This window comes from Arthrobacter sp. NPDC056886 (genome assembly GCF_042788715.1).
Taxonomy (GTDB): domain Bacteria; phylum Actinomycetota; class Actinomycetes; order Actinomycetales; family Micrococcaceae; genus Arthrobacter.
Genome location: NZ_JBHUBT010000001.1, coordinates 564093 through 575515, shown reverse-complemented (window position 1 = coordinate 575515; position 11423 = coordinate 564093). Strand labels below are relative to the sequence as shown.

Here is an 11423-nt window from a genome sequence, read left to right as displayed (position 1 = left end):
TGGACCTACTGTCCCGCGCTAGCGGACTCGATGGACTTCTGCATGTCAGACAGTGCCGCGTCTACGGTCTTCTCGCCCTTGATGGCCGAGTACGCGTTTTCCTGGATGGCCTTGGTGACGGCCGGGTAGAACGGCGTAACCGGGCGCGGCACAGCGTTCTCGATCGAGGTCTTCAGGACCGGCAGGTACGGCAGCTTGGCGACGAGTTCCTTGTCTTCGTAGAGCGTGCCGATCACCGGAGCGAGCGAACCCTGGGTGGCGAAGAACTTCTGGGTCTCGGGCGTGGTGAGGAACTTCAGGAAGTCCAGGGCCGTGGCCTTGTTCTTCGAGTAGACGCTGACCGCGGCGCTGTGGCCGCCGAGGGACGAGGCGCCCGGACCGTCCGTGCCCGGGAGGGCCGTCATGCCCAGAACGTCCTTGACCTTCGAGGAACCTTCAGTGGTGGCCAGGTTGTAGACGTAAGGCCAGTTGCGCAGGAACAGCAGCTTGCCGTCCTGGAACGCCTGGCGGCTTTCCTCTTCCTGGAAGGTGATGGCTTCCTTCGGGATCTCGCCGGCCGCGTAGGCCTTGGTCAGGTTTTCGAGGCCTGCCTTCGCCTCAGGGGTGTTCAGGCTGGGCTTGCCGTCCTGGTCCAGCACGGATCCGCCGGCCGAGTTGATCGCCTCGGAGGCGTTGACCGTCAGTCCCTCGTATTTCTTGAACTGGCCGGAGTAGCAGCCGATGTTGTTGGTCTTGGCGATGGAGCACATGCTCATCATCTCGGCCCAGGTCTTCGGGGGCGTGGGGACCAGGTCCTTGCGGTAGTACAGGATGCCGCCGTCGGAAGATTCCGGCGCCGCGTACAGCGTGCCCTTGTAGGAGGCGGCCTCGACGGTCGGCTTCAGCATGGCGGAGGTGTCCAGCGCCATCTTGTCCTTGAGCGGCTGCAGCCAGCCCTTCGCAGCGAATTCCGCGGTCCAGACGACGTCGACGCTCGCAACGTCGTAGCCGGGGTCCTTGGCCTGGAAGTGCTGGACGAGGTCGTCGTGCTGCTGGTCGGCCTGGTCGGTCTGCTCCTTGAAGGTGACCTTCTCGTTCGGGTGGGCCGCGTTCCACTTGTCGATCAGCGGGCGGACCACGTTGCTGTTGTCCTTGCCCTGAACGTAAGTGATGGGGCCGCGCCCGTCCAGGCCCTGCGAGGCGGCGTCGCTGCCGCTGGTAGTGCCGCCACCTCCGCCGCCACACGCCGAAAGGGTGATAGCCAAAATGCCTGCCGTGGCGACGGGAAGTAGGAAATTGCGGGTTTTCATACTGGAGTGCTCCTCGCTGAGTACCGGTGAAAAAAGGCCGTACTGATGGTGTGCCGACCATCACAGTAATCAACAGACCCTGTTGATGCAAGCGTTTACATCAACCTTTATGCAAAGGAGATTCCGCGGCCGCGGCGATGAGCCGCATCAGCGGACCCGCTCGGCCCGGCCAAACCGCGACCGCGTCCCGGATCCGATGTGGATCAGGACCGGCGTGCGCTTGCCGATCACCGCGTCGAGCGCCTCTACCAGGGAGGAGACCTCGGCGGCCAGCGCGTGCGGGGCGACGCCCTGGCGGGGTTCCACCCGAATCCTGAGGGACGGCTCCCCCTTGATCTCGTAGGCGGCTACCATGACGCCGGCGAGATCGGGCCGATCCGCGAGGGCAGCACGGAGCATCTGCTCCGCCACCCCGTGGCCGATTCCGACATTGCCGGGCGCGCCGCCCGGGTCCTCCTCGGCCACGAGCAGGCTGGTCCGGCCCTTGCCCTGCTGGGCAATCCAGGCCACCATCAGGCCAAGCACCACCACCAGGACAAAGCAGATGACAAGCCACAGCCAGCTACCCTGGCGGCTGGGGAACTGCGTCCGTTCGAACAAATCGAGCCAGAAGTTTAGGACGCCGCCCGCCCACTCATGCCACCACACGCCGACGGCGGGGACGGTCGCCAGCAGCACCAAGAGGATGCCAATGGCCAGAAGCGTGATGCCAAGGATGCCGATCAGGATGCGGTTCAAGACCCGGGGAGTGTTGTTCATGCCCCCACCACCCCTGCCGTGGACACCTGGATCCGCACTTCCGGCATCGGCCACGGGCCCATGTCCTGCAGCTCATTCCGCACGGCGTCAACGACGGCGTCCGGGCGCAGCGGCACGCCGGAGGTCGGCCGGACGTTGACCATGACCCGGTTCCGCGACACGACCACCATCACCTGTTCCTGAGTCACGTTGGCGGCCAGGCGGGCCCGGCGCGCCAGGGCCGCGGCAATCACCTCATCGTCCACCACGACGGCGGCCCGGCGGTCCGGGAGCAGGTGGCGCGCCCGCCGTCCGGGCAGCACGGCGTTAAGGAAGAAAAACAATCCGACCATGGCGATCACGGCGCCCGTGACGACGAGGAGCAGCGGCCCGATTCCGGCCGGGAGCGCGACCACCCGCTCGGCCGCGGTCTGCGGATCCACGAGCCACGGTGGCTGCCCGATCGCGCGGACACCGGTCTCGAGCAGCGCATAAGCGCACACCGCCATCACCAGGGCGGCCGCGATCACGGAGACGACGGCCCGCGATGAGTGCGTCTCCCGTTTCAAAATACGTTCCATGCCCGCGGCACCGGAACCTAGCGGCGCGCTCCCGGGCACCGCGTCGGCGTCGTGCGTGCCGGAACCGAGACCGGCGTTCTGGGTGTCCTGGCTCAACGCACCCGCCCTCCCCCGCGCATGGTGGCCCCGCTGATGCGGATGTCCACGCGGCTCAGCTGGGCTCCGGTCAGCTCGGTCACGCGGCCCAGGATCTGGGCTTTGGCCGCGACGGCACGGTCCCAGATGGAACCGCCAAAGCCAGCGATGCGGCCGGGATCCCGCAGGACCATCGTGAGGTTCGGGACCGCGACGGGCATGACCAGCGAGAGCGCGAGCAGCCCGTCGTCGTCCGACCATTCGGCGCGCACATCGTGCGCCGGCACCCCGAGGGCCTCACCCGCCGCCGCCCGGGCCACGCTCGTCAGGGCCTGGGTGCTGATGCGGTTGTGCCCGGCCAACGCGGTGCCGCGGACCGGCGTTTCAGCCGTCATGTTCATGAGGAGGAACGCCGGCCCGTGAGGGCGTCAAACACGCTGCGCAGGTCCAGCTTCCCCTCTGCGGCGCGGCCCAAGAGGGCGCCGATGCCCATGAAGAGCAGCGCACCGAGGAAGCCCCAGACGCCGAACTGGAAGGACATGAAAGCCACAAAGGCCCCCATGGCGATTCCCACTACCGTCAGACTCATTGGATTGCCTCCCTGACCGGCCGGGCCTCGGCGGACGCGGCCGGTTTGGCCGGGCCGGGCACGTAAACATCATTGATCTCGATATTTACCTCGATCACCTCGAGCCCCACCAGTTCCTCGACGGCGGAGTAGACGGCGGCGCGGATCTGGTCCGCGAGTGCATGCAGGGGGGTGCCGTACACCGCGACGAGATCGATGTCCACGGCGACCTGAGTTTCGCCGACTTCCACGCGGACGCCCGCTGCGTGATCGGCGCTGCCGACGGCGTCGCGGATGGCCCCCAGGGCGCGTGACGGGGCGGATCCCAACGAGTAGACGCCGGGTACGGAGCGGGCGGCGATGCCCGCGACCTTGGCGACGGCGGCTTCCGATATGACCGTGCGGCCGGTGCCGGCCGGCCCGGACAGGCCGTCACCAGGCAGACCGGCCGCATGATTGGCAACGTGCTGGCGGGCGACGGGCAGACCGGCCGCGGGACCAGCCGCAGGTCCGGCTACCGGTCCGGCAACGGGCTGAGAATTCTGGTATTCCATAACGCACTCCCCCTTCTCTTTGACACCACCCTAGTCCCTGCCTCGGGCCGCGCGGGGGAATCTTGCGGCGCCCGTTCCCACAGAGCCGCCGCAGGTGGGGGCCATGGGAACGGGCGAAGCGCATCGGGGAGCAGGCATCCGGAGCTGGGCTGGCGTCCGCAGGTCAGCGGCGCGGCATCAACCGGGAGCCAGTGCGGACGATGGCCCGGTCAGACTCCCTACTTGCAGTTGGTGGCGATCCAGGTTGTTACGGGCGCCATGGCCGCCTGCAGCTTGCCGCTGGAGAAGACAGTCTGGTCGGTGACGCCCGCGACTGCCACCTCCTTGAGATTGGCGAAGTCGGCCTTGAGGCTGTCCGGGACCCGCTCCGCGGTCTCGGCCAAGTCCGCTTTAAACTGTTCCAGCTCCGCGGTCTTGCCCTGGGCGGCCGACAGCGGAAGGAGCGTGGCGCCGGTGGCCTGCTCGGAGATCTTGGTGCACGCCTCGGCGGCGCTGGAGAAGCTGCCAAAGGGGCCGGACGTTGCGCTGGGGCTCGGCGTGGCGGAGGCCGAAGCAGTTGACGAGCTCGCCGCGGACGACGGCGCACTGCCGGCTTGGGGGGCCGAGCAACCGGCGAGGGCGAGGGCGGCGAGGAACGCGGCGGCGGTGAGAGGACGGGCAATATTCTTCGAAATCACGTTGCAGAATCACTTTTCGGTTGAGATTGCGCCGCCTGCCCGGACCGGGCTGCCGGCGGCCTTGGTGTTCTTTCCCCAGCGTGCGAGTCTAGCCCGGCCAGCGGTCCGGCCCCCAACCGGTCGCCGCCGTCGGTGGCCCATCGCTGCGGCCCCGGTCTACCCGTCGATTGCTCCGTAACTGCCCTTTTGACCCCTCAGAAGGGCACTTACGGAGCAGCCGATGGTAGTAAAGCTGGTGTTAAAGAAGAAAAGCACCAGTTCTCAATGAACTGATGCTTCCCAGTGGTGGCTCCGACCGGCGTCGATCCGGTGACCTTTCGATTTTCAGTCGAACGCTCTACCAACTGAGCTACAGAGCCTAGGTGACATGTCACCTTGATGGCCGGAATTTCTTCCGGCAATCAGAGCGACCCTGACGGGACTTGAACCCGCGACCTCCGCCGTGACAGGGCGGCGCGCTAACCAACTGCGCTACAGGGCCTTGCTTTTTACTGCTTGTATTGCGTGTTTCTTGCTGTCTGCGGTATCGCTACCGCAAATTTTCAAGGCCTTTAGCCTACCAGACTTTTCCATCCGGTTTGACCAGTTCCTTGCGTACCCCCAACGGGATTCGAACCCGTGCCGCCGCCGTGAAAGGGCGGTGTCCTAGGCCGCTAGACGATGGGGGCCAGGACGCCATCCGATTGAACACATCAGGGCAAAAATTAAGGGCCGAAGCCTGTCGTTTTTGTCCTTTCGGGTTCCTCCGAACTGGACTATAAAACTATAAGGGCACACCCCCGGATTATCCAAAATCAGGCTTGCACGGGTGCAAGATCGGTGCCGGGCGGGTGCAAGATGGACGGATGGATGCCGTTGATGCCCTCAATGAGATTGCGTTCTGGCTGGAACGCGAGCTCGCCCCCACCTTCAAGATCCAAGCATTCCGCAAGGCAGCCGGGATTATCGGCGCCCTGGACCCGGACGAGGTCGCGGCGCGGGCACGCAACGGCAGGCTGAAAAGCATGAAGGGGATCGGGGACAGAACCTTCGAAGTCATCAGGCAGGCGGTCGACGGCGGCGTGCCCGACTATCTCGAGGGCCTGCGGCAACGCGGGCAGCAGCCCCTTGCGACCGGCGGCGCCGAACTGCGCTCCGCCCTCCGCGGGGACCTGCACAGCCACAGCGACTGGTCCGACGGCGGGTCCCCGATCGCACTCATGGCTGACGCCGCGAGGACCCTGGGCCGGGACTATCTGGCTCTGACGGATCATTCCCCCAACCTGACGATCGCCAACGGCCTGAGCGCCGAGCGCCTTCGGGAACAGCTGGCCGTTGTTGCGGAGATCAACGGGGACGACGGGGGCTTCCGCCTCCTGACCGGGATCGAGGTGGACATCCTGGAGGACGGCAGCCTGGACCAGACCCCGGACATGCTGGAGCAGCTGGACATCGTGGTGGCGAGCGTCCACTCGAAGCTCCGTTCCGACCGGCGCACCATGACGGACAGGATGCTGGGTGCCATCAATGATCCGCATATGAACGTCCTCGGCCACTGCACCGGCCGGCTGCTGCAGGGCTCAAGGGGAACCCGGCCGCAGTCCGAGTTCGACGCCGGGCGGGTGTTCGCGGCGTGCGCCGAGGAGAACGTGGCCGTCGAGATCAATTCCCGCCCCGAACGGCAGGATCCGCCGGATGAACTGATCCGGCTGGCCCTCGACGCCGGCAGCCTCTTCAGCATCGACAGTGACGCCCATGCGCCGGGCCAGCTGGATTTCCTGCAGTACGGCGCCGAACGCGCGGCCGCGAACGGCGTGCCCGCCGAGCGGATCGTCACCACCTGGCCGCTGGATCGGCTGCTGGAGTGGGCCGGACGCGGAAAGTAGCGGCCCCGGCCGGGCCCGCGCCCTAGCCTTCGCCCCGGGGCTGTTCCGGGCCCTCCGGCCGCCACGGCGTGAGCCTGGGCAGCCAGCGCGGGACATTTCGGCGGTATTCCTCGTAGGCCGCGCCGAATTTCCGGGTAAGTGCCGGCTCCTCGTACAGCCGGACGAATGCGACCACCGGGACGGCGCCGATGCCCAGGGCCACAAAGAGCTTCGGCTGGCCAAGCAGGAGTCCCTGACCGGCAACAGCCGCCGCAACGGACACGTACATCGGGTTCCGCACGTACCGGTAGAGCCCGCCAACCACCAGGTTCTTGGGCGGGGCGAACGGTGCGGGGGTCCCGATGCCCTCCACGGCGAAATGCACAAACGAGTTCGCGATCACCGCCGCGCCCGCGCCGATCAGCAGGGCGCCGGTGATCTGCGCAGGCACCCCGCCCGGGGCCGGGGAAGCCACTTCCCAGCGGGCCAGCAGCCACGGCACCACGCCGGCGACGGTTGCGGGGGCAACCGCGAAGGCGGCCGTACCGATGGCTGCACGCCTTCTTTCGCGGGCCGACGCTGCGGATGCGGTCATACCGCAATCGTTGCGCCGCATCATTGAGGGGACAAGGGCCCACCGGCCCCGATCTAAGGCCGGCCCGGGAGAAGTTCGGTTTTCCCTACGCGTTGCGTCGGTCACCGCGCGCCGGCGGAACGGCGGGCAGCCGCCGTTCAGGCCAGCAGCAGCACGGCAAGGGTGACCATCACGACGGCGATTCCGGCGTCGAGCACCCGCCACGCCGCCCGGCGCCGGAACAGGGACGTCAGGAAACGCGCCCCTGCCCCGAGGGCGGTGAACCAGGCGATGCTTCCCAGGCCGGCTCCTGCGGCGAACCACCAGCGCCCGGCTTCGCCCTGGGCGGCGGCGAGGGATCCGAGCAGCAGCACCGTGTCCAAATAGACGTGCGGGTTCAGCCACGTGAAAGCCAGGCAGGTGCCCAGTACGGCGGCCCGGCCACCGGCCGGTTTGTCGCCGGGATTCTGCAACTGCTCCCCCCGGACCGCGCGCCAGGCCGCGAGCGCTCCGTAGACGAGGAGGAACGCGGCCCCGACCCAGCGGATCACCACGAGGGCACCGGGCGCCCGGTCCAGCAGGACACCGATGCCCGCGACGCCCAACAGGATCAGCACGAGGTCCGAAACCGCGCAGACCGCCACCACCATGACGACGTGGGAGCGCTGGATGCCCTGGCGGAGGACAAAAGCGTTCTGCGCGCCGATGGCAACGATGAGGGACAGCCCGGCGGAAAGGCCGGAAAACAGGGGAAGGATCATCAGTCCACGGTAGGGGCCCGCCAAAGATGAAACCAGTTAAAGTTTCTGCTGATAGATAAGATGAGCTAATGATGGAAATTTCCCCCGAGCAGGCCCGGACGCTGGCCGCAATTCTCACGCACGGGAGCTTCGACGCCGCAGCCGCCCACCTGTCCGTGACGCCCTCGGCCATCAGCCAGCGTGTCCGGGCCCTCGAGGCCGCCGTCGGCAGGCCCGTCCTGACCCGCGCGCGGCCGCCCGGGCTCACGGAGTCCGGCGAGGCCGTGGTGCGGTTCGCCCGGCAGCTGGAAATGCTCGCCGCGGACCTGGCCGAGGAACTGCAGCCGGAGCAATCCCGCGGGGGAACGCGCCTGACCCTGGTGATCAACAGCGATTCACTGCACACCTGGGCGCTGGCCGGGCTCGCCGCGGCCAGCGACAACGTCCAGCTGGAGATCCTGCGCGAGGACCAGGAGCACTCGTTGGACCTGCTGCGTGCCGGCGCCGCCGCTGCCGCCATCACCGAGACAGCCAAGCCCGTGCCCGGCTGCTCGTCCAGCAAGCTGGGCATCATGCGCTACTTTCCGGTATGCGCTCCGGACTTCACCCGCCGGTGGTTTGGGGACGGGGTGAGCGCCGCTGCGCTGGCCGCGGCTCCCGTTATGGTCTTTGACCGCAAGGACGATCTGCAGGACCGCTGGCTGCGCCGGTTCAGCCGCGCAGCCCTGCAGCCGCCGCGCCACTACGTGCCGGCCGCCCAGGAGTTTGGCGATGCCATCCGCTGGGGCATGGGCTGGGGCATGATGCCCGAGATCGAAATCGGCGAAGACCTGGACAGTGGCAGGCTCGAGACGCTCTCTGCCCGCGCGCACGTGGACGTCGCCCTCTACTGGCAGCAATGGCGGCGCGGGTCGGCGGCGCTGACCGGCGTGGCGGACGCTGTCCGGGCGGCGGCGAAGGTCCTCCGCTGAGGCCGTCCGCCATGTTGGCAGGATCTCGACTAGACGCGACCGATTTCCGCCAGTAATGACCGTGCGGGAGCGGCTAGATTGGCAGCATGGCAACAACCGCCGCATCCGGCCCCACTCCCTCCGCAGGCCCCCACGAAGGGTCTCCGCTCCCTGCCCCCTTACCCGCCCCGCAACCCGCGCCCGGCTCTCCCCGACAGCCGGCCCCGATCAGCCGGCTCGGCATCGCCGCCGTCGTCGTCACCGTGGTCCTGTGGGCCTCGGCATTCGTGGGCATCCGCGCCGTGGGCCCGAGCTTCTCCCCCGGCTCCCTGACGCTGGGCCGCCTGGCCGTTGCCGCCGTCGTGCTGGGCCTGCTGGTGGTGCCAAAGCTCAGGGGGCTGCCCCGGGGCCGCGAATGGTGGCCCATTTTGGCGTACGGCGTCATGTGGTTCGGCGGCTACAACGTGGCCCTGAACGCCGCCGAGCACATGCTCGACGCCGGCACCGCCGCCCTGCTGATCAACGTCAATCCCATCCTGGTCGCCGTGATGGCCGGCGTGATTCTGAAAGAAGGCTTCCCGCGCTGGCTGATCATCGGCAGCCTGATCGCCTTCGGCGGCGTGGCCGTGATTGCGCTGGGATCCGGCCAGCGCTCGACGGCGGACGTGGCGGGTGTGCTGCTGTGCCTGCTCGCGGCCGCGCTGGCCGCCGTGAGCGTGATCGTCCAAAAGCCGGTGCTCCGCAAGTTCCCGGCCGCCCAGGCCACATGGTTCGGCATCATGGTGGGCGCCGTCTGCTGCCTTCCCTTCAGCGGCCAGTTGATCACAGAGCTGCAGTCCGCTCCCCTGCCGGCGACGCTGGGCTTGGTCTATCTGGGCATCTTCCCCACTGCGATCGCGTTCACCACGTGGGCCTACGCGCTCTCCCTCATTGACGCGGGGCGCCTCGCCGCCACCACCTACCTGGTCCCGGGCACCACAATCCTGATCTCCTGGCTGGTCCTGGGCGAGATTCCGACCATCTGGGGCCTGGTGGGCGGTGTGATCTGCCTCGTGGGCGTGGGGCTGACGCGGCGCCGGTCCCGCTAGAGTTTCCGTATGCCCTCATCCCTCCCGCCCGGCCTGCCGATCGTTCCGAACGGCGGGGACGGCAGTGACGGTAGTGACGGTAGTGAGTACCAGGCTGACGGGCCGTTCCCGATGTCCGAGGCCGATTTCGAGGCGGCGGTGAGCGACGCCCTAGACCGGATCCCGCCGGAGCTGGCCAAGACCATGAGCAATGTCGCGATCTTCATCGAGGACGACTACACCCCGCAGCCCGGCGAGGACCCGGACACCGTGCTGCTGGGGCTCTATGAGGGTGTTCCCCTGACCGAGCGGGACTCCTGGTGGGACGCCGGCTCGCTGCCGGACCGGATCACGATCTTTCGCCAGCCCATCTTGGACATCTGCGCCTCCCGGGAGGACGTGATCGAGGAAGTTACAGTCACCGTGGTGCATGAGATAGCCCACCACTTCGGCATCAGCGACGCGCGCCTGCACGAGCTCGGCTGGGGATAGCCTTGTAGGCATGGGACACGACCACAGCCACTCGCACGGCCTCACTGCCACAGGCACTGCGAAGCACCGCAAGCGCCTGGTCGCCGTCCTGGCGATCACGCTCGCCGTGGTGCTCGTGCAGACGATTGGCGCCGTGGTCTCCGGGTCCCTGGCCCTGTTCGCCGACGCCGGGCACATGCTCTCCGACGCCGCCGGCATCTTCATCGCCCTGTTGGCCGCGTGGATCGCCACCCGGCCCGCCAGCGATCTGCGCACCTACGGTTACCAGCGCGCCGAGGTCCTGGCGGCGCTGGCAAACGCCCTGGTCCTGATCGTCATCTCGGTGGTGATCTTCACCGAGGCCATCCGCCGGCTCGGCTCAACCCCGGAGGTCCACACCGACATCATGCTCGCAGCAGCGGTCCTCGGCGCCGTCGCCAACCTGGTATCGCTGCTGATCCTGCGCGGCGCCCAGAAGGAGAGCCTGAATGTCCGCGGCGCCTACCTGGAGGTCCTGGGGGATCTGCTGGGGTCCTTTGCCGTCATTGCGGCGGCGGTGGTCATCATGGTCACCGGGTTCCAGGCTGCTGACACCATTGCGTCGATCCTCATCGCCCTCATGATCCTGCCCCGGGCCTGGCACCTGCTGCGCGACGTCGTGGACGTGCTCCTCGAGGCCACCCCCAAGGGCGTGGACGTTCAGATGATCCGCGAGCACATCCTCTCGGTGGACGGAGTGGTATCCGTCCACGACATCCACATCTGGACCATCACCTCGGGCGTCCCCGTCTTCTCCGCGCATGTCGTGGTGGAGGACGCGGCGCTCAGTGCCCGGGGCGCGGACCGGGTCCTCGATAAACTCACCAGCTGCCTGGGCTCCCATTTCGACACCGAACACTGCACGTTCCAGCTCGAGCCCGTCACGCATTCGGAGCACGAGGCGCACCAGCACGCCTGACCCCCGCACCAGCGTGCGGGAGCGTCCCGGGGGTGCCCGCCGCCGCGCCGCGCCGGGATCGGCCGGGTCCGGCCGGGTCCTGGCACGCGGCAGCGCCGGGGGTGTTCTGTACGAGAGGGGCAGCGTCCGCATGGCGCCGCGGCCTGCTGCCAGCACGACACACCCCTCGCGAGCGTGGCCAAATGACACCAGTGTTGTTTATGTTATTCATGTGACTCGTGTTGCCAAAGTGACCTTTGGCACGTAGCCTCATGCCTGCTGGGTGATCCGCAGAGGGGCTTGCACGCGCCAAATCCGACCTCGCTCATACCAGCCTGAGACTTCGCGAGGTTTGCCC

14 protein-coding genes and 3 tRNA genes are annotated in these 11423 nt (G+C 67.7%); 5 read left to right on the top strand and 12 right to left on the bottom strand.

Features of this window, described 5'->3' with window-relative positions; genetic code table 11:
- Window positions 1–5 precede the first annotated feature (5 nt).
- The 10 genes from ACFRJ8_RS02795 to ACFRJ8_RS02750 form a co-directional block, all read right to left on the bottom strand.
- The gene (locus ACFRJ8_RS02795; protein WP_377984604.1) at window positions 6–1289 is read right to left on the bottom strand and encodes an ABC transporter substrate-binding protein; all 1284 of its coding nucleotides are present in this window, start codon (window positions 1287–1289) and stop codon (window positions 6–8) included.
- A 147-nt stretch (window positions 1290–1436) separates the two neighbouring features.
- Window positions 1437–2048 (bottom strand): hypothetical protein, encoded by a 612-nt coding sequence (locus ACFRJ8_RS02790; protein ID WP_377984603.1) that lies wholly within the window; start codon window positions 2046–2048, stop codon window positions 1437–1439.
- Entirely contained in the window at window positions 2045–2704 is a 660-nt protein-coding gene (locus ACFRJ8_RS02785) for a hypothetical protein (RefSeq protein WP_377984602.1), read from the bottom strand. Before ACFRJ8_RS02785 ends, ACFRJ8_RS02790 begins: the two co-directional genes overlap by 4 nt.
- Window positions 2701–3084, bottom strand: coding sequence for a hypothetical protein (locus ACFRJ8_RS02780; protein WP_377984601.1), 384 nt, complete (start codon window positions 3082–3084; stop codon window positions 2701–2703). Before ACFRJ8_RS02780 ends, ACFRJ8_RS02785 begins: the two co-directional genes overlap by 4 nt.
- On the bottom strand, window positions 3081–3272 hold the full coding sequence (locus tag ACFRJ8_RS02775; protein WP_091562601.1) for a hypothetical protein: 192 nt from the start codon (window positions 3270–3272) through the stop codon (window positions 3081–3083). Before ACFRJ8_RS02775 ends, ACFRJ8_RS02780 begins: the two co-directional genes overlap by 4 nt.
- A complete protein-coding gene (locus tag ACFRJ8_RS02770; RefSeq protein ID WP_377984600.1) occupies window positions 3269–3805 on the bottom strand; it encodes an Asp23/Gls24 family envelope stress response protein in 537 nt (178 codons plus the stop codon). The genes ACFRJ8_RS02775 and ACFRJ8_RS02770 overlap by 4 nt, the downstream gene beginning before the upstream one ends.
- Window positions 3806–4023: 218 nt before the next feature.
- Window positions 4024–4482, bottom strand: a complete 459-nt coding sequence (locus ACFRJ8_RS02765) for a hypothetical protein (protein ID WP_377984599.1) — start codon at window positions 4480–4482, stop codon at window positions 4024–4026.
- A 283-nt stretch (window positions 4483–4765) separates the two neighbouring features.
- Window positions 4766–4841, bottom strand: a tRNA-Phe gene (locus ACFRJ8_RS02760).
- Window positions 4842–4889: 48 nt separating this feature from the next.
- Window positions 4890–4963: transfer RNA gene (locus tag ACFRJ8_RS02755), tRNA-Asp, on the bottom strand.
- A gap of 114 nt (window positions 4964–5077) precedes the next feature.
- A tRNA-Glu gene (locus tag ACFRJ8_RS02750) sits at window positions 5078–5150 on the bottom strand.
- Between the two features lie 177 nt (window positions 5151–5327).
- Between ACFRJ8_RS02750 and ACFRJ8_RS02745 the strand changes: the two genes are divergently transcribed.
- Window positions 5328–6347, top strand: coding sequence for a PHP domain-containing protein (locus tag ACFRJ8_RS02745; protein WP_377984598.1), 1020 nt, complete (start codon window positions 5328–5330; stop codon window positions 6345–6347).
- A 22-nt stretch (window positions 6348–6369) separates the two neighbouring features.
- Here the strand turns inward: ACFRJ8_RS02745 and ACFRJ8_RS02740 are convergent, their stop codons facing one another.
- Together ACFRJ8_RS02740 and ACFRJ8_RS02735 are read right to left on the bottom strand one after the other, a co-directional pair.
- On the bottom strand, window positions 6370–6921 hold the full coding sequence (locus ACFRJ8_RS02740) for a methyltransferase family protein (RefSeq protein ID WP_377984597.1): 552 nt from the start codon (window positions 6919–6921) through the stop codon (window positions 6370–6372).
- A gap of 137 nt (window positions 6922–7058) precedes the next feature.
- Window positions 7059–7661 carry a LysE/ArgO family amino acid transporter gene (locus ACFRJ8_RS02735; protein WP_377984596.1) on the bottom strand — a complete coding sequence of 201 codons (603 nt, stop codon included), beginning with the start codon at window positions 7659–7661 and terminating at the stop codon, window positions 7059–7061.
- Window positions 7662–7729: 68 nt separating this feature from the next.
- Between ACFRJ8_RS02735 and ACFRJ8_RS02730 the strand changes: the two genes are divergently transcribed.
- The 4 genes from ACFRJ8_RS02730 (at window position 7730) to ACFRJ8_RS02715 (ending at window position 11086) form a co-directional block, all read left to right on the top strand.
- Complete coding sequence (locus ACFRJ8_RS02730; protein ID WP_377984595.1) at window positions 7730–8611, top strand: ArgP/LysG family DNA-binding transcriptional regulator; 882 nt, start codon at window positions 7730–7732, stop codon at window positions 8609–8611.
- Between the two features lie 86 nt (window positions 8612–8697).
- On the top strand, window positions 8698–9678 hold the full coding sequence (locus tag ACFRJ8_RS02725; RefSeq protein ID WP_377984594.1) for a DMT family transporter: 981 nt from the start codon (window positions 8698–8700) through the stop codon (window positions 9676–9678).
- Between the two features lie 9 nt (window positions 9679–9687).
- Complete coding sequence (locus tag ACFRJ8_RS02720; RefSeq protein WP_377984593.1) at window positions 9688–10149, top strand: metallopeptidase family protein; 462 nt, start codon at window positions 9688–9690, stop codon at window positions 10147–10149.
- A gap of 10 nt (window positions 10150–10159) precedes the next feature.
- Window positions 10160–11086: a cation diffusion facilitator family transporter gene (locus ACFRJ8_RS02715; RefSeq protein WP_377984592.1), complete on the top strand. Its 927-nt coding sequence runs from the start codon at window positions 10160–10162 to the stop codon at window positions 11084–11086.
- The last annotated feature ends 337 nt before the right edge of the window (window positions 11087–11423 follow it).

Excerpts from the sequence above, each read along its gene's own strand:
- ACFRJ8_RS02795 (WP_377984604.1), bottom strand. The coding sequence starts at position 1,289 with ATGAAAACCCGCAATTTCCTACTTCCCGTCGCCACGGCAGGCATTTTG.
- ACFRJ8_RS02790 (WP_377984603.1), bottom strand. The coding sequence starts at position 2,048 with ATGAACAACACTCCCCGGGTCTTGAACCGCATCCTGATCGGCATCCTT.
- ACFRJ8_RS02780 (WP_377984601.1), bottom strand. The coding sequence starts at position 3,084 with ATGAACATGACGGCTGAAACGCCGGTCCGCGGCACCGCGTTGGCCGGG.
- ACFRJ8_RS02775 (WP_091562601.1), bottom strand. The coding sequence starts at position 3,272 with ATGAGTCTGACGGTAGTGGGAATCGCCATGGGGGCCTTTGTGGCTTTC.
- ACFRJ8_RS02770 (WP_377984600.1), bottom strand. The coding sequence starts at position 3,805 with ATGGAATACCAGAATTCTCAGCCCGTTGCCGGACCGGTAGCCGGACCT.
- ACFRJ8_RS02745 (WP_377984598.1), top strand. The coding sequence starts at position 5,328 with ATGGATGCCGTTGATGCCCTCAATGAGATTGCGTTCTGGCTGGAACGC.
- ACFRJ8_RS02740 (WP_377984597.1), bottom strand. The coding sequence starts at position 6,921 with ATGACCGCATCCGCAGCGTCGGCCCGCGAAAGAAGGCGTGCAGCCATC.
- ACFRJ8_RS02735 (WP_377984596.1), bottom strand. The coding sequence starts at position 7,661 with ATGATCCTTCCCCTGTTTTCCGGCCTTTCCGCCGGGCTGTCCCTCATC.
- ACFRJ8_RS02730 (WP_377984595.1), top strand. The coding sequence starts at position 7,730 with ATGATGGAAATTTCCCCCGAGCAGGCCCGGACGCTGGCCGCAATTCTC.
- ACFRJ8_RS02725 (WP_377984594.1), top strand. The coding sequence starts at position 8,698 with ATGGCAACAACCGCCGCATCCGGCCCCACTCCCTCCGCAGGCCCCCAC.
- ACFRJ8_RS02720 (WP_377984593.1), top strand. The coding sequence starts at position 9,688 with ATGCCCTCATCCCTCCCGCCCGGCCTGCCGATCGTTCCGAACGGCGGG.
- ACFRJ8_RS02715 (WP_377984592.1), top strand. The coding sequence starts at position 10,160 with ATGGGACACGACCACAGCCACTCGCACGGCCTCACTGCCACAGGCACT.